Source organism: Rahnella sp. PCH160, assembly GCF_047784855.1.
Lineage (GTDB): Bacteria > Pseudomonadota > Gammaproteobacteria > Enterobacterales > Enterobacteriaceae > Rahnella.
Window position 1 is genome coordinate 4301629 of the sequence record NZ_JBLOGT010000001.1, and the last position, 16736, is coordinate 4318364.

Annotated in this window: 16 protein-coding genes, 3 tRNA genes and 1 pseudogene; 4 read left to right on the top strand and 16 right to left on the bottom strand. The window is 51.0% G+C overall.

From position 1 onward, the window contains the following. Positions 1 to 119: 119 nt before the first annotated feature. Complete coding sequence (mdoH, locus tag ACM5QY_RS20000) at positions 120 to 2702, bottom strand: glucans biosynthesis glucosyltransferase MdoH (protein ID WP_416122377.1); 2583 nt, start codon at positions 2700 to 2702, stop codon at positions 120 to 122. Continuing rightward, on the bottom strand, positions 2695 to 4230 hold the full coding sequence (locus ACM5QY_RS20005; RefSeq protein WP_416122941.1) for a glucan biosynthesis protein G: 1536 nt from the start codon (positions 4228 to 4230) through the stop codon (positions 2695 to 2697). The genes mdoH and ACM5QY_RS20005 overlap by 8 nt, the downstream gene beginning before the upstream one ends. A gap of 329 nt (positions 4231 to 4559) precedes the next feature. On the opposite strand from ACM5QY_RS20005, the gene mdoC reads away from it, so the two are divergent. Continuing rightward, positions 4560 to 5744, top strand: a complete 1185-nt coding sequence (mdoC, locus tag ACM5QY_RS20010; RefSeq protein ID WP_416122378.1) for a glucans biosynthesis protein MdoC — start codon at positions 4560 to 4562, stop codon at positions 5742 to 5744. Between the two features lie 87 nt (positions 5745 to 5831). On the opposite strand, the pseudogene ACM5QY_RS20015 reads toward mdoC, so the two are convergent. Together ACM5QY_RS20015 and ACM5QY_RS20020 are read right to left on the bottom strand one after the other, a co-directional pair. Continuing rightward, positions 5832 to 6865 (bottom strand): annotated as a pseudogene (locus ACM5QY_RS20015) (HlyD family secretion protein). Between the two features lie 58 nt (positions 6866 to 6923). Beyond that, a complete protein-coding gene (locus ACM5QY_RS20020; protein ID WP_416122379.1) occupies positions 6924 to 8534 on the bottom strand; it encodes an MFS transporter in 1611 nt (536 codons plus the stop codon). A 257-nt stretch (positions 8535 to 8791) separates the two neighbouring features. Between ACM5QY_RS20020 and ACM5QY_RS20025 the strand changes: the two genes are divergently transcribed. Both ACM5QY_RS20025 and ACM5QY_RS20030 read left to right on the top strand, forming a co-directional pair. Continuing rightward, a complete protein-coding gene (locus tag ACM5QY_RS20025) occupies positions 8792 to 9556 on the top strand; it encodes an IclR family transcriptional regulator (RefSeq protein ID WP_416122380.1) in 765 nt (254 codons plus the stop codon). 38 nt (positions 9557 to 9594) lie between these two features. After that, positions 9595 to 10041, top strand: coding sequence for a universal stress protein (locus tag ACM5QY_RS20030; RefSeq protein WP_416122381.1), 447 nt, complete (start codon positions 9595 to 9597; stop codon positions 10039 to 10041). Positions 10042 to 10111: 70 nt separating this feature from the next. Here ACM5QY_RS20030 and ACM5QY_RS20035 read toward each other — a convergent pair whose 3' ends face one another. From ACM5QY_RS20035 to ACM5QY_RS20060, 6 genes are all read right to left on the bottom strand, one after another. Beyond that, complete coding sequence (locus ACM5QY_RS20035) at positions 10112 to 10396, bottom strand: hypothetical protein (protein WP_416122382.1); 285 nt, start codon at positions 10394 to 10396, stop codon at positions 10112 to 10114. Between the two features lie 403 nt (positions 10397 to 10799). After that, entirely contained in the window at positions 10800 to 11141 is a 342-nt protein-coding gene (locus ACM5QY_RS20040; protein ID WP_104922732.1) for a DUF2502 domain-containing protein, read from the bottom strand. 251 nt (positions 11142 to 11392) lie between these two features. After that, positions 11393 to 11524, bottom strand: coding sequence for a hypothetical protein (locus ACM5QY_RS20045; protein WP_013576285.1), 132 nt, complete (start codon positions 11522 to 11524; stop codon positions 11393 to 11395). Between the two features lie 102 nt (positions 11525 to 11626). After that, positions 11627 to 11890 (bottom strand): hypothetical protein, encoded by a 264-nt coding sequence (locus ACM5QY_RS20050; RefSeq protein WP_226790063.1) that lies wholly within the window; start codon positions 11888 to 11890, stop codon positions 11627 to 11629. 48 nt (positions 11891 to 11938) lie between these two features. Continuing rightward, positions 11939 to 12214, bottom strand: coding sequence for a hypothetical protein (locus ACM5QY_RS20055; protein ID WP_416122383.1), 276 nt, complete (start codon positions 12212 to 12214; stop codon positions 11939 to 11941). A gap of 129 nt (positions 12215 to 12343) precedes the next feature. Further along, positions 12344 to 12850, bottom strand: a complete 507-nt coding sequence (locus tag ACM5QY_RS20060; RefSeq protein WP_416122384.1) for a YlaC family protein — start codon at positions 12848 to 12850, stop codon at positions 12344 to 12346. 182 nt (positions 12851 to 13032) lie between these two features. On the opposite strand from ACM5QY_RS20060, the gene ACM5QY_RS20065 reads away from it, so the two are divergent. After that, complete coding sequence (locus tag ACM5QY_RS20065; RefSeq protein WP_416122385.1) at positions 13033 to 13509, top strand: GyrI-like domain-containing protein; 477 nt, start codon at positions 13033 to 13035, stop codon at positions 13507 to 13509. On the opposite strand, the gene deoR is transcribed toward ACM5QY_RS20065, so the two are convergent. The 6 genes from deoR to pgsA all read right to left on the bottom strand — a co-directional run bounded on the left by deoR (position 13506) and on the right by pgsA (position 16688). Continuing rightward, positions 13506 to 14279 carry a DNA-binding transcriptional repressor DeoR gene (gene deoR / locus ACM5QY_RS20070; RefSeq protein ID WP_416122386.1) on the bottom strand — a complete coding sequence of 258 codons (774 nt, stop codon included), beginning with the start codon at positions 14277 to 14279 and terminating at the stop codon, positions 13506 to 13508. The genes ACM5QY_RS20065 and deoR overlap by 4 nt on opposite strands. An 84-nt stretch (positions 14280 to 14363) precedes the next feature. Then, the gene (locus ACM5QY_RS20075; RefSeq protein ID WP_416122387.1) at positions 14364 to 15023 is read right to left on the bottom strand and encodes a metallophosphoesterase; all 660 of its coding nucleotides are present in this window, start codon (positions 15021 to 15023) and stop codon (positions 14364 to 14366) included. A gap of 663 nt (positions 15024 to 15686) precedes the next feature. Further along, a tRNA-Leu gene (locus ACM5QY_RS20080) sits at positions 15687 to 15772 on the bottom strand. Between the two features lie 11 nt (positions 15773 to 15783). Continuing rightward, positions 15784 to 15857 (bottom strand) — tRNA-Cys (locus ACM5QY_RS20085). Positions 15858 to 15915: 58 nt separating this feature from the next. Further along, positions 15916 to 15991: transfer RNA gene (locus ACM5QY_RS20090), tRNA-Gly, on the bottom strand. A 148-nt stretch (positions 15992 to 16139) separates the two neighbouring features. After that, entirely contained in the window at positions 16140 to 16688 is a 549-nt protein-coding gene (gene pgsA / locus ACM5QY_RS20095) for a CDP-diacylglycerol--glycerol-3-phosphate 3-phosphatidyltransferase (protein WP_416122388.1), read from the bottom strand. Positions 16689 to 16736 lie beyond the last annotated feature (48 nt).

Here is a 16736-nt window from a genome sequence, read left to right on the forward strand (position 1 = left end):
TGCGGGTTAAAGAGTCACCCGTTGTCTTTCCGGCGGCATCACCGTTGTGACGCCTGGCATTGAAGATATAAAAAAGGCAGCATGTTTTCACATACTGCCCTTTCAGTTCACGGGATCACTCAGGCTGGTTTGACTTCCAGCGTTTGCGTCACAGGGAAGGCCTGTACGTTACGCGGAAGCTGGTCGTAATAAGCGCTCCACGCCTGCTGATCGGGTTGCGTCCACACCGCAGAGTGTAAACGCGCCATCAGCACCGGATCGCTCAGCAAGACCAGACGGTCTGCTTTGCCCAAATCTTTTGGTCCGGTTTTCAGAGCCTGTTCCAGACGCGCGCGACGACCGTTTTCTACGGTTTCACGCAGCAGGTGACGGGATGTCGCCATCGCCGTCGCCAGTGCGTTGAAGCCCGGATCAAAGACCGCATGCATAAAGCCGTTTTGCAGCTTACGTTCGCGGTTAAGCGCCAGATATTCTTCAGTCGCGACAAGCTCACGCGGCGGATCGTACTCTTCCGGGATCAGGAACAGTTTGGCTTTCTTACTCTTAATCCCCAGCGTTGCACGGCTCGACAGCACTGAAACAATAGGTGACAGGATCAGAGAGAAGACGATCGGCGCCAGCCACCAGAGGAAACGCAAGTCCAGCCATGCCATACCGGCAGCCCAGACGGCACCGAGCAGAAGCTGCGAGCCATGGCGTTTGAACGCTTCGCCCCACGGCGTGTCATCATCGTCACGCTGCGGAGAGTTCCAGACCACTTCCCAACCCAGGAATGCGCTGACCACGAAAACGGTGTGGAACAGCATACGTACCGGCGCCAACAGCACCGAGAACAGCATTTCGAGGAACATGGAAGCCAGCAGACGGAATGCACCACCAAATTGCTTCGCTCCCTTCGCCCAGATCAGGACGATACTCAGCAGTTTTGGCAGGAACAGCAGAACCATTGTCGTCGAGAACAGGGCAATAGCCAGCTCAGGACGCCATTGCGGCCATACCGGGAACAGCTGACGCGGCTGCAGGAAGTACGTCGGTTCCATTAGCGTATGCACCACCTGCAATGCCGTGGACAACGCCAGGAACGTAAACCACAGCGGTGCAGAAAGGTAGGACATGACACCGGTCAGGAATACCGCACGGTGAACCGGGTGCATACCTTTTACCAGGAACAGGCGGAAGTTCATCAGGTTACCGTGACACCAGCGACGGTCGCGTTTCAGCTCGTCGAGCAGGTTTGGCGGTAATTCTTCATAACTGCCTGGCAGGTCATAAGCAATCCAGACTCCCCAACCCGCACGGCGCATCAGCGCGGCTTCCACAAAGTCGTGAGACATGATGGAACCGGCGAATGAACCTTCACCCGGCAACGGCGCAAGCGCACAGTGCTCGATGAACGGTTTCACGCGGATAATGGCGTTATGCCCCCAGTAGTGGGATTCACCCAACTGCCAGAAGTGCAGACCGGCGGTAAACAGCGGGCCGTAGACACGGGTCGCAAACTGCTGGCAACGCGCATACAGCGTATCCATGCCCGACGCTTTTGGCGCAGACTGGATAATACCGGCATTCGGGTTCGCATCCATCAGACGTGCCAGACCGGTCAGACACTCACCGCTCATGACGCTGTCCGCATCGAGGATAACCATGTAGGCATATTCCCCGCCCCAGCGACGGCACCAGTCATCGATGTTTCCGCTTTTACGCTTCACACGGCGACGGCGACGGCGATAGAAGATACGGCCATGACCGTCTACGTCGCGGCACACTTCCATCCAGGCTTTCTGTTCAGCAACACAAATATCCGGATCGTAGCTGTCGCTCAAAACGTAGATATCAAACTGATCCAAATCACCGGTGGCTTTAACAGATTCGTAAGTGGCACGCAGGCCCGCGAAAACGCGTTCCACGTCTTCGTTACAAATCGGCATGATCAGCGCCGTGCGGTTATTCGGGTTCAGCGGCTCATCGCCTTTGGTCGACGCCGTGATGCTGTATTTGTCGCGCCCGATAAGCAATTGTAAAAAGCCCATCAGCGCCGTCCAGAAACCGGCCGAGACCCAACAGAACAGAATGGCAAACAACACCAAAATACCGGTCTGTAATACGTATGGCAGCAGTTGCAGAACCGACTGTAACCAGTTCTGATTCAGCATATCGCTCGGGTCGATCAGCGCCCAGCCCTGATAAGGCAGGATGGTTTTCATATACCAGGTGGCGATCGCCGTCTGCACCAGCATCAGAACCAGCAGGATATAACGACGCACCGAACCGGCATGGCGCCAGCGTTTTTCTGACTCCGGCATATCGGAAACGGTATGACGGGCAACCGCGCTGCGCCCCATCATGTTGTCCCAGAAACGCCCGACCGGGTTTGTACGCCAGACATCCGGGAACATACTCGAACGCTTCACCGGCGGCATTGCGCTGGCGATGGTGCGTCCTTCGTTGTCCACTTCGTCCAGAGAGCCGTTTGCCAGCGCATCCGGCCAGCTTGCGCCGACGCGCGCTTTCACCGACAGCAAAGGCGCGTCGGGGTCAGGAGCATTAGCAGAGGCTGTCACATCACCGCCTAAGCGGTGATGTGCGGTAGCAAAAGCCTGCTCATCTTCAGCGGGAAGCTGCTGAGTGAGCGCCGCTTTCTGTTCATCAGTAAGCGGCAAAGCTTCTACGTAATCATGAGTAGAGTGCGTTGACTTATTCATTTGCAGGCAGCTGATAGCTCCAGGTTTCACTCAGTGTTTTATCGCCATTAGCCAGAGAAGCGCGCATTTCGATCGCCTTCTTCGGATCTTTCACTTTCAGGCGCAGCGTCAGACGCCAGCCTTTGGTTACCGGATTATAGCGGACAGTGTTTTCAACCAGTTCACCGTTGTCACCCACGCTGACCTGAGACGCCACCGGCGTGTCGCTTTTCAGGGCTTTCAGGTTTGGACCGACAAAATCAACCAGGAAGGCAACGCTGCCGTCTTGCTCACGGATCAGATTTGACTGCTTCACATCGCCGGTAGAACGCATAGTCCGTTCAACCCACGCCAGATCAGGAGAATGTAATTTTTCTTCTTCACGGGTGAAATGCAGACGATAGTTCAGGCTCAGCGGTTTACCGGCATCCGGCAATTGTTCCGGGGTCCAGAATGCCACGATGTTGTCGTTGGTTTCGTCAGCAGTCGGAATTTCCACCAGCTCAACTTTACCTTTGCCCCAGTCACCTTTGGTCTCAACCCAGCCACTTGGACGCAGGTCGTAACGATCGTCGAGATCTTCAAAGTTGGAGAAGCTGCGGCCACGTTGAAGCAGACCGAAGCCTTTCGGGTTCTCCATAGAGAACTGGCTGACAGCAAGGTGTTTCGGATTGTTCAGCGGACGCCAGATCCATTCACCGTTACCGGCATGGATAGACAAACCGTTGGAGTCATGCAGCGCCGGACGATAGTTCATCACCGGAGAAGGCTGATTTGCCCCAAACAAGAACATACTGGTCAGCGGTGCCACGCCCAGTTTTCCGACTTTGTCACGCAGATAAACTTGTGACTGCACGTCAACCGTCGCTTCTTTACCCGGATACACATCCAGACGATAGGCGCCAGTCGCACGCGGCGAATCGAGCAAAGCATAAATGATTAAATGTTTTTCGTCTGGATTGGGACGTTCAATCCAAAACTCGCGGAAACGCGGGAATTCTTCGCCGGAAGCCAGCGCGGTGTCGATAGCCAGACCACGGGCAGACAAGCCATAAACCTGACCTTTACCGATGACGCGGAAGTAGCTGGCACCCAGCACACTCATAATTTCATCATCTTTGTCTGCTTTATTGATCGGATAAAGCACTTTGAAGCCAGCAAAACCGAGGTTTTTGACTGAGTCAGCGTCATGCTTGACGTTGCCAAAGTTAAAGTAATCCGGGTTGTATTTGATTTCTTTGACGGAGTCAGCCGTGACTTCGTTGATTTTTACCGGAGTGTCGAAGTACATCCCCTGATGGTAGAACTCAAGCTTGAAAGGCGTATTCTGGTTTTTCCAGTACGCTTTGTCATGATTGAATTGAATTTGTTGGTAATCTGCGAATTTAAGATCGCGGAATTGAGACGGAAGATTGCTTTTCGGCGCTTCGTAACCTTTATCGGCTAATGCCTTCGCTTGTTTGGCAACATCATCTATAGAAAAAGCCCAGGCAGATGAGGTGAACATGGTCATCAACACTGCGGCACTTAGCAAACGGACTTTGATCATACGTGACCCTATGGAAAAATTTTTATCCGACACTTTGTCTCCTTTGCGCGCTTCAATCATTCACTGTAACTATTTTAAGGGAAGTGTCAGGTTTCCGACAACTTGAGCAGTCGATGGTTCAGCCATTGATGAACCGTTTAAGCGCAACAGGGTACAAGGATATCAATTCGTTGAAACTCCGGCTATGGAAACTTGTCCTATAACAATGCATCTTTTAAGGTGAGAAACTAAACTAATGTCAACGACTGTCATTTTTGGTTACCTGAGAAATTACCTCTAAGACAAACTACGCTCTAAAATTAGGATGAGCCACTTGCAATGGATACGTAATGAAACCACAAAAACCACAACGTGAGTTTTTCCTGGACTCTATCCGCGCATATTTGATGCTGCTGGGTATTCCTTTCCATATATCATTGATTTACTCCAGTCATATCTGGGCGGTAAACAGTGCGATACCTTCGCACGGACTGACAATATTCAATGATGTTATTCATGCCTTCCGGATGCAGGTTTTCTTTGTCATCTCCGGGTATTTTTCTTATATGCTGTACGAGCGCTACGACTCTCACCAGTGGCTCAAGGTGCGCCTGGAGCGGGTTGCCATCCCGCTGGCGGCTGCATTCCCACTGATCACCCTCCCACAGCTTTATTTTTTGATGAAATTCACGGATAAATTTTCCGACTGGGGAAATATGGATTTCTATCAAAAGATTAACATTACCGTCTGGGAATTAGTGTCCCATTTATGGTTCCTGTTAACACTCGTTATTCTGACGAGCATTTGTTTTTACCTTTTCAAATTCATTAAAGAAATTAAGACTAATCGTATTCAATTAATAAAAAGCCGAACCAACACGCTAGGAAAACTCTCAATTTTATTTTTATTTATCGGCTTAATTTACGCGGCGTTTAACCGCGGGCTGTATCTTTTTGCACCTCATTTACTTTCTAACGGTGCGTTTAATTTCATCGTTATGCAGACATTGTTTTATCTGCCATTTTTCATCATCGGTGCGTTTGCTTATAAATTCTCCTGGCTGAAAGAGCTGTTCCTGAAGCCTTCAGCCACGGCCGGTGTGGTAAGCATCTTCCTGTTCGCGGCTTACATGTTTAATCAGCATGTGAATACCCCACAACTGTACTCGATGGAAATCGACGCCATCATCACGACCTTACTGGGGATCCTGATGGTTAACGTGGTGTTCTCGTTCAGCCATTACCTGCTCAACTTCCAGGCACCGTGGATCACTTACCTGGTGAATTCGTCGCTGTTTATCTATTTGATTCACCACCCGTTAACGCTGATTTACGGGGCATTAATCACGCCGAAGATCCACAGCGACTGGCTTGGGTTCTGGCTGGGTCTGGTGTTTGTATTCGGTATCGCGTTCATGCTTTACGAAGTGCACAAACGCATTCCGATTCTGCGATTCCTGTTCTCGGGTAAACCGCAGCATCCGGCGAAGAAAGATTCGTCGGACACCATTCAGCCGCATAATCAGGCGTCCTGACGCTGTTTGCATCACGAAAACAAAAAGGGCCGTGCGGTTAGGCATGGCCCTTTTGCTTTCAGGGGGCTGAACTTTGACGAACGAAAATCAGCGTGATGCGGTATTAATGGCGGGGATCACGGACATCCCCACTTTCAGCCGCTTCGCATCAGCCTGATCTTTGTTCAGCACAATCTTCACCGCCAGACGTTGCACCACTTTGGTGTAGTTACCGGTCGCGTTATCCGGTGAAATGGGTGAAAACGTCACGCCCGTTGCCGGAGAAATACTGTCCACCGTTCCTTTCAGCGTTACACCCGGCAATGCGTCAATTTTGATATCAACGGGCTGATTCTGCTGCACATCACCCAGCTGCGTTTCCAGATAATTCGCCACAATATAGGCATCATGAAGCGGCACCACGGCCAAAACCCGTGTACCGGCGCTGACATAACCCCGATGCGCAGTGAACGCTGACCGACCACCCCGTCAACCGGTGCCGTAATTTCGGTATAAGAAAGATTCAATTTTGCCTGCGCCAGCGCGGTAGCCGCAGAATCAATCGCCGCTTTCGCCTGTGCCTGTTCGGCTTTCAGCACATCAACCTGCTTTTCAGCAGCCTGCGCAGCGGCCATATCGCTTTGCTGAGAAGCCAGCTTTGACCGCAAATTAGCGTCAGATTCATCGCGTGCATCGGCGGTACCGGACCCATTTTGCAGCAGCCGTTTATAGCGGTCAGCACTCTGGCGGGCATAAGCAATGCTGGCTGAATCTGCGTTGACCATTGCCTGCGCCTGCAAAATAGTCTGCTGCTGTTTCGCTAACTGTGCAGTCAGGCTGAGCATTTGCGCATTCGCCGTTTCGAGGCTGGCCTCTGCGGTGAGCACGGCGTTGCGATAATCTCTGTCGTCAATTTTTGCCAGCATATCGCCCGCTTTAACGCTCTGATTATCCTGCACATACACATCAGCTATCGTGCCGGAAATTCGCGGTGCAACCAGCGTGGAATCCGCCGACACAAACGCATCATCGGTCTCGGGTGCGCTTTGCGAAGATAACATCCAGAAGGCAATCACAATCAGTAATACCACCACCACGGTGGCAACCAGCCAGCTCAGGCGGACAGGCGATGTTTTTATCATGATGATTTTCTCTCGTACTTTCTTATAGTGAAATTCATTCGTTCAGGTGATGCTTCATTCAGGGGCGTTTAACCAGAGACTGAGGCGGATAAGTGCGTTTGGGCAGGATTGCGGCCAGCAATATCAGCCCAAGTGCCAGACCGATAATCAGCATATAGATATCCGCCAGGCTCAGAACCAGTGCCTCTTTCCTGACCAGCGTAGAAAACTGCGTAATGACTTCGGTTGAAATCGCCGTGCCATCACTGTTCAGCGGAGCCAGAAAGCTGCTGCCGCCGCCATAAGGCTGGGAAAGCAGATAATTCACCCCGCCAATGTGATTGAGTAAAACGTTGGAATGGAACTGCTCCCGGTCGCTGACCATCACGCCCAGAATCGCACTTCCCGCAATGCTCCCCATTCCGCGCGTCGTGTTGAACATCGCCGCCGCAAACGGCCCTTCCTGCGGCTGAACGACGCTGGTCGCCCCCAGCAAAACAGGCAGCACAACCATCGGCTGACCAAAAGCCTGCATAATCTGAATCAGATAGAAGTTGTCACGCGCCCATACACTGGTGATATGCGTCCCCCAGTAGCACGAAAGCCCCACCAGCCCGAGCCCGCAGGCCAGAATCCAACGACTATCGACCCAGCGGAACGTCAGGAAAAACGCCACCAGCGGGGCCAGAAGTAACTGCGGTAACCCGATGGTCAGCGCCAGCGGCCCGACCTGTACAGCACGGAATCCACCGACCTGTTCCATAAAATTCGCAGGCAACGCCGAGCCGGATAAAAACAGGGACATCAGCGCAAACAGCGTGATTAATCCGTGCGCCAGATTGTGGCGTTTCAGCATTTGCAATTTGAAAAGCGGCAACGGGTGATGCCATTCGTTGACCAGAAAAATGGTTAACAGCCCCAGCGACACGAAAAACATGACGGTAATCAGCGGCGAGTGGAACCAGTCCAGCCGTTCACCCTGTTGCAGAACCAGCACCAGCAAAGAAATGCCGCTGCACCCCGTCACCATACCGACAATATCCATCTGCTTGAAACGCTCGAAACGCTGCGGATCTTGCGGTAATCCGTAACCAATCAGCCAATAGCCCAGCACGCACGGCGGGATCACCTGCCAGAACACCCATTTCCAGCCCACATAATCGGTCCAGATTGCTGCCATAGAGGTGGCGATATTCGGCCCAAACGTGGCGGTCAGCGCATACGCACTCAGCCCGTAAAGTTTGTATTGCGGCGGCATAAACCGCAGCGCTGCCGTCATCAGCAAAGGCGGCATTGCCCCGCCAAAGAGCCCCTGAACGGCACGTAACGTAATAAACACCGGCAAGTTTGGCGAATACGGCAAAACAGCGGCCACCAGCAGAAAACCCAGCGTGACGAACAGCGTGAAGCGACGCAGTGAAAACGTCACTGCCAGCCACGGCGCAATCATCATGGCCGCCACTTCGGCCGCCTGATAGGAACCGATCAGCCATGAACCGGGATCGTTACTGATACTTAATGCGCCACGGACATCGGCAAGCGCAATATCCGTGACGCGGTCGTTCAGGCCGGAGCAAAGTGCGACGATCAAAACGCCCGCTAGTCCGGTGACCAGCCTCGCGGTAAACGTTGGCGGCCCGGACGTGCCGGCGCTGCTGGCGGCCGGTGCCTGTGCAATTGGCTGATTCATAATTTTGCTCATTAACTTCGCCGCTTTATGTTGCGCCGAGAGGGAGAAGTCAGATCTGCGCCGGGAAAGGCACGGGTAAAGTGATTGACGTCACTTTTATTTCGATGCAATGCATCGTATCGTGATACATGCCGAGATACTATAATACGGTACAGTGTATTGCAATGTGATTAGGAATTGTTTTTCACCGGTTCAGCCATTACATTGGCAAGACTGGGTGTTGGCGGATGACACCGGATAATGAATAAGGAAAAAGAATGGCGCAGGATATTCCGGCAGATGAAGAGCGCAGCGGTGGGATCCAGGTGATCTCGCGTGCGGCATCGGTTCTTAATGCACTGGGCAAACACCCTCAGGGCATGAGCCTGGGAGCCATCGCGAATGATGTGGATCTTCCCCGCTCCACGGTGCAGCGTATTGTTTCCGCGCTTGCAGAAGAAGGTCTGGTCCGTTCAGAGGGCAACGGCGGTGTCCGGCTCGGGCCTACACTGCTGAAACTCGCGTCGACCGTACACACCGACATGATCGCCATCGCCACTCCTTTCCTTCGCCAGCTGAACGAAATCACCGGGGAAACCGTGGCCATTGGCCGCGCCAGTGGCCGTCAGATTGCCAATATTCACTGTATTGTGTCGGAAAAAGAATTACGTATTGTTCCCCGCGTTGGCCTTAATTTGCCGATTTACAGTACGTCTTCTGGCCGTGCCCTGCTGGCGCTTAAAACAGATGAGGAAGTTCGTCTTATTGTCGGAGAAATTCTGGAGCCTGCGACGAAAAATACCGTCAGCACACTTGGCGCGTTATTCAACATCATTGCCGACGTTCGCCGCGTCGGGTACTCGATTGAAACAGGCGAAACTGTGGAAGGTGTCTCCACTGTCGCGATTGCCATCGACACGATTTTGGGCCGCTACTCGGTTTCCGTTCTGGTTCCCACTGCGCGCCTTGACGCCAAACAGGACGTGATCCGCACCGCTCTGCTTGACTGCAAAGACGCGCTGACCAGCGAAATTGGTAAGTAATCACGAACCTCAGAAATCAGGCTGTATAAGGAACGAAAATGTTTGACGTCATTTTGTTAGCCGTAGATGGCTCGAGACAAACGGAATTTGTCGTGGATTTAAGCCGCCAGCTGGCCAGCGGCCACAACTCAACGGTGTATGTCACCTGTTGTATCGATGAGTCTTATGCCCTGGAAGAAAACGGCGATATGCCCGGCGAAGTGATCGATTATCCGCCTGCCGAAGCAGAGCAAAATACCGCCCGCGCCGTGGTCGGCCAGGCATTGCAAACATTGGCGGAAGCCGGAATTCAGGCCAAAGGCAATATCATTGTGGGTAACGCCGGAGAAGCGCTGGTAGCGGAAGCCGTGAAAAGAAAGGCGTCGGTCATCGTGATGGGCCACCGGCAACTTTCGGCATTTGGCCGCATCATGAAAGGTTCGGTCAGCGCTGAGGTTATCGCACGATCACCCTGCCCGGTGATGGTGGAAGTGCGGGGAAATTAACTTTCTGCCCTCTGCAAAACTAAAAATGTAAAAAGCGCCAGAAGGCGCTTTTAAAATGTCGGAAAAAGGACTATTTCGTATTCATTAATCCCATCGATTTTGCCCATTCAGTGATGTGCTCACGATAGAAAAAGGCAATATCAAATTCCAGCGAGCATTCTTTGGAAGGTGTGACCGTACCTAAGCAAGGATATTCCTGCGGACGGCATTCAAATAAAAAATCATCCATTTCTTCGTCGGTCAGCAACGTCTCGCCTTCTATCTTATCCTGATAGAAATAGGCATCCAACATCCAGAGACGGAACTCAAAATCGTTATTAATCAGGCGCATATCGATAATCTCAGTAAATGACATATAGCGCACCTGAGTAAAAAATCCATAACGAGTCAATATGATATCAGGCACGCATTGCGTTCAGGCCTTCCATTGCTGATTTCATATAACAAGAAATTAACACAACAATCACGCTTAGCAAGCAGCACTTTCTCTTAAAATTTTATGAAAGAAGTGTTTATTGTCATTCTTCACAAAAATTGGCTTTAAATATAATCCCCATGAATAGTTTGTATTTTAAATATTCATCATGCGGTTAATTTAGCAGGAAATTATCAGTGGCGGAGGTTTTAAAAACGATTAAAAACGAAAGGAACAGAACTGACATTGAGGATGCCCCGCATCGCCACTGCCAACCCTGTTCCCACAATCTGTCGTTACTGTTCTTTCGTGTTCTGACTCTTACCTGTTCTGCAAAACGTGATTACCAGCGGCCTGGAGGCGGGCCTTCACGCCAGTGTCCCGGAGGGCCATCGTGCCAGTACCCCGGAGGTGGGCCTTCGTGCCAGTGCTCGTGATGCCAGTAGCGCGGCGGCGGCGGCGGCGCCGGTTCGTAATACACCCAATGCCCGCGGCCTTCATCACGATAATGGTCATCCCACCAGCCTGGCGGACGCCAGTCTCCACCGTCCCAGTAATATCCACGATTATCCCGGTCACCGATATGCAGTGACAGACCCGGCATATTAAGCCCTACCTCGACGTCTGCCTGTGCGATAGCGGGCAAAGTGAGCAAAACGGCGAGAACAAAAATCAGTTTTTTCATTGTGAACCTCACGACCTGCTTATCAGGTGATGACAAAGTACCGCCGGCTATCTTCCTGTTCTATAGGAATTTATCCCAAAAAAAATGTCCTGACGCGATCCTTACAGTTGCGTCAATGCGGATTTCCGGCACCGCCACTGCAACACTCTGTCAGCAAAGGAGATTCAGCTGAAAATGCCGGAGCAAGAATAAATGACAGATACAAAAAAACCGCCGAAGCGGTTTTCTGTTTGCTGCTTTGTTGTGCAAAATCAGATTTTGCAACCTTCGCAGTCACTTTCGTCCTGAACGGCCTCAGGCACTTCTGCTGCTTTTTCAGCCGCTTTTACTTCAGCTGTTTCAAGTGCAGCATCAATGTCAAAATCAAAAATATCGTCGCTCATTCTCATCACCTTAATTGTTCAAAATCGCGTTCAGTATAAAGACAGTTCCTGCAAGGTGCCGGTTTTTTTGTGCCCTGCAACGGCCATAATCGCCTGCGAGCATCAGCTGTCGAAGCCAAAGCCCATTTTGTGCGCCCACTCAAACACCTGTTCTTTATAGAAAAAACGGGGTTCGCACACGCCCGGTTCTCCCGGCGTCTGAATCATCACCGCGACGCAGGGATAAGCTACCGGACGGGCGTCGAAGATAAAATCTTCCACTTCCTGATCGGCAAACTCCGAGGTTTCGCCTACCGCGCTTGCCTGGAATATTTCATCCATGATCCACTGGCGGTATTCAAATTCGTTGCTGATAAATTTCATCATTTACCCCTGTTCGGCTTTAACTTTACATGCGGTCAGGACCGGATTGATTCAATGGTGCAGCGGATCACCACCGCAGCATGGGCACACCTGGGCGCGTGAAACCGACATTGCGGCACTGCCGTCGCTGTCCCATTCCACCCGTAAGGGTTTGCCATTGTCATTTTCGGCTTTGATGAAGCGATCAAAATGCGTCGCCTGCCCGGTCATCGTTTCAGTCAGCAACAGTTCATCGCCAGCATAAATGCGCGCGGTCGCCTGTGCATCCTGTTTTTCACCCGAAATGATTTTGTGCAGATGATGAATAGTGAGTTTGATTCGTTCCACTGTCGCTCCTGTAACGGCCTGGTATCATTTTTCGTATGTATGATTCATTCACGAAAATGATACCCAGCCGCTATTTTATCAGAGCATACCGGGTAACGTCATGGGCAGAAGCCATGTTTAACGGCGGGATCAGTGAGCTAACTGTGCTGTTCTGGCGGGATTTTGCTGCTGACTTTCCAGACGCGCCAGATCATACACATCGTAAAAGTCGATTGAGCCTTTGTTGCGCACGATCGATTCAATGCGATTTTTGACCCACGAACTCACGCTGCCGGCACTCAGAATTTGCGTCACCGCCTCCGCAGATAATTCGCGGCTAAAATACCATTCGCCGTTGTAACAAACACGAAGATCTAATACACCAATGTCTTCGTAGCGGTAAACTGGTTTGATTTCAAGCAGTAGCATCGCCGACATAAACACTAAGAATGCGGTGAAGCCGATAAACCAGCCGATGCCCATGTACGGTGAAAAATACATCACCACGCCGACGGCGATATAGCCGACAAGCATCGCCAGGCACAACCACGGATGGTTCACAAAGAACTCCCCGTTGATGCGCGCCTTACCGTCACGCCCTTCCTGACGGTTGATTCGATCTATTTCACTGTTTAATACATTTTTGATTACGTCCATCTCATAACCTCACTGCGTCACGACTATAATGCAATCTGATTACATAATTTTATCACGACAACTGTTATAGCACGTAGAGCAGTTACCGTTACTAAAACGGTTAACTGTTATAGATAATTTTGGCATTGACGTTTTACCCACATGGAAACTATCCAATCTATGTCAGATAAAAGGAGATCATCGTGGCATTATCAATCGTAGAAAGACCGGCCAAAAAGCTGGTGAGCTACCGGGTTGTCGGTCCTTATCAGGAGTCAATCCACAGCGGCTTTCAGCAACTGACCAAATGGGTTGCGCGGCATCAGCAACCGCACACCGAATGGCTGACCTGGTTTCATGATAACCCTGATACCACGCCAGCAGAGGCTTTGCGGGCCGATTCTTCCGTCTGCGTTGCCGATAATTTTATTCTGGATGAAGCGGAAGGCCTGTCGCTGCAGACCTTGCCAGGAGGCACTTATGCGGCCTATCACACCACCATTGCCGACGGGAACTTTGAGAAAGCCTGGCGTGATTTTTATGCTCAATTGCTGACCAGCGCACACTACCGGCCGGACGGAAAAGCCTGTTTCGAACATTATCTCAGTGATGGTTCGAAAAGTGGTATCTGGGAAGTTGTCCTTTATCAGTCTGTCGAGAAAATTCCCGCCATCCGCTAGAAGGCACTGACCAGAAGCGGAATGTCAGACTGACTGCAAAAATCGAGATAAGCCCGCGGTGGCTCAGCGTCGCTGACCAGTACATTGAATCGGGCAAGTGGTGCGATTGCCGCCGGTCGCACCTGATCAAACTTCGTGCTGTCTGCCACCAGAATGCTTTGCGCAGAACGCTCCATCGCCTGATGTTTCATCAGCAATTCATCAAAATTGTAGCAAGTCACGCCGTGCTCGATACTAACGCCGGCGGCCGAAATAAAGGCTTTAGCCGGTCGAATATAATCCAGTTCGCTGCTGCGCCCTAGTGGCGTGAAAATACTGTTACTGGATTTAAAAGCACCACCACACAAAATCACGTCACAGTGCGGTTTTTCCTGGAGTGCCAGAAAGGTATTGAGCGAATAGCAGATGGCCGTAAAGGCGAGAGTTTCAGGAATGCTTTCAATGACGTAAGGCATTGTCGTGCCACAATCGAAAAACACCGTGTCATTCGTTTCAATCAGACTCGCAGCCCGCGCAGCCAGCTGCTTTTTCTCCGCAACCTGACGCATTTTCTGCTCGCTGACAAAGTAATGCGTCGCCGGACTGTTCTTCGGATCCATCACAATGTAGCCACCCAGCAAAATCACAGGCGCAGGTTCCGCGTTGAGGTCACGACGTATCGTCATTTCGGAAACATTAAGCAATAAAGACGCTTCTTTCAGATGAATTTTGTCGGTCTTTTTTAATGCCAGCAATAAACGCTGGATCCTGTCTTCACGCTTATTTTCCATGGTGTTATCTCACGTCTTTCCCGTTCGCAGCCGCTCACTATACCTTTGCCGCTCAACCACCGCAAACCCGCCCGGTGCCTGAGTTTATTGCAATTGTTGTATCGTCAGATAACCGCCAAAGACAGCGCCGGTATCGATATAAAACAGATTGGCGAATTGCAGTACAGGTTCGACCGGCGTGTGTCCGAAATAAAAAGCATCTGCGCCAGATATAGGCCCAAAGCGCCCGGCCAGCGCATAGTTGATGCGATCGCGGTTCCAGATGATTTCATAACTCTCCAGCCGCTTACCAAAAACATACTCGTCCGAGGTGTAATCCGCATGCGCGATAACAATACGTCTGCCTTCGCGCGTGGTAAGTTCGAGAACGTGCGGCAGTTTGTCTGCCTGCAAAATCAGCGCCTTCGCCTGCTCCTGAACTTCATCTTCCAGCGCATAAAACCAGTCGCCACCATTACGAAGCCAGCGGGGAACATTTTCTCCATTTATCGCGTCAATCGCCATTTGTTCGTGATTTCCACGGACGCAGAAAAACCACGGCGCATTGATGAGCCGCAGACACCCGACGCAGTCAGGCCCGCGATCGGCAAGGTCACCGACAGAAAGCAGCAAATCTCGCTTGGGATCGAATTCTATCTTCGCCAGTCCCTGCTCCAGCAGGCTGAGACATCCGTGCAAATCTCCCACGACGTAAACATGCCGGTAGAGCGAGCCATCGATACGCTGATACAAAGCAGGAGCCATACAGAACTGAAATCCATAAAAGCAGTGAATTCTGTAAGTGTAACGTATGAGATGAAGGAGGAAAGAATGTACGCGGCCAATAAGAAACTTTTCACCGTCCATCAGCGGTTTGTGCGCTCTTTACACGTAGTTGGCACTGAAATCCACTGATAATTAAATTATCGTTAAGTAACTGCCGCCTTTTTGTGCTAGACTACTGCCCGCTCTAAGTAAAACCGGAGGTTTTATGAGTTCCCCAGTTGTAAGCGCTCAAGACGAGTGTCCGTTGTGCCAAAGCACGAATAAGACGTCGGTAAATATGTCGGCGAAAATTGTCACTGTGACCTGCACTTCTTGTGGCCGTTACAGTATCTTCCGCAAAACTATGGAAGAAATTTCTATAGACAGGAAGAAACGCGTTGCCCTGCAGGCGTTCTTCACCAGTCAGCCTAACTACCATCTGCCTTTATCTATCAGGGCACTGAGCAACACTGATTCATCGGGTGAATTCTGACCCTAAAAACGCCCCTCGGGGCTGTTTTAATTCCTTTTTCTTTCCCCCAACCTCCCGGACCAAAAACATCATTGCGCATTTTGCCGAATTTCAGGCATAAAAAAACCACCCGAAGGTGGCTATAACGACATTACTACTTTATTGCTTTTGATTGTTCAGCTAATTTTCCATGGTACCCGGGACGAGACTTGAACTCGTACAGCCTAAGGCCGAGGGATTTTAAATCCCTTGTGTCTACCGATTCCACCACCCGGGCTCCGGGAAAATTGGAGGCGCGTTCCGGAGTCGAACCGGACTAGGCGGATTTGCAATCCGCTACATAACCGCTTTGTTAACGCGCCTTAAATCTTACTACTTGTCTTGCACTTAAACCAATTCATGAACCAGTTTAATAAAATTTGGAGCGGGAAACGAGACTCGAACTCGCGACCCCGACCTTGGCAAGGTCGTGCTCTACCAACTGAGCTATTCCCGCTTTAATCAGAACGTACTGATTTTTTTAACTATCTTCTGGCGCACAACTGGGCTGCCTTCCGATGCGTTGCATTCTACTGACCTGACAGATTGAGTCAATAAAATTATCAGGTTCATGCGATCGTTTGACGTTTTTTACGTCAGTTTGATCAGGGTTCCAGCAAATCGTGGCGCGCAGCGTTCAAATACTGGAACATTGACCAGAAAGTCAGCACTGCGGCTATGTAAAGTGCGACCACACCGACACCCACCACGATGTTATCCGGACGCCACAATAATGCGACCAGGGACAGCATCTGCGCCGTTGTCTTCACTTTACCAATCCACGACACCGCAACGCTGCTTCGCTTACCGATTTCCGCCATCCACTCACGCAACGCAGAAATGATAATTTCACGCGCAATCATGGTTGCCGCAGGCAACGTAATCCACCATGAGTGGAAATATTCAGCGACCAGCACCAGCGCAATAGCCACCAAAACTTTGTCGGCCACCGGATCCAGGAACGCACCAAATCGCGTTGTTTGCTTCAGACGACGGGCAAGATAACCATCAAACCAGTCAGTAATTGCAGCAAAAACGAAAATCAGCGCGCAAACCAGTGATGCCCACGGATAAGGCAGATAAAAGGCCAGCACAAAGAACGGTATCAGTACAACGCGGAACAGGGTAAGGCACGTAGGTATATTAAATTGCATAGCGAAGGTAACTGTTTGTCCGGTGTGGATATTATGAGTATGTTGCTA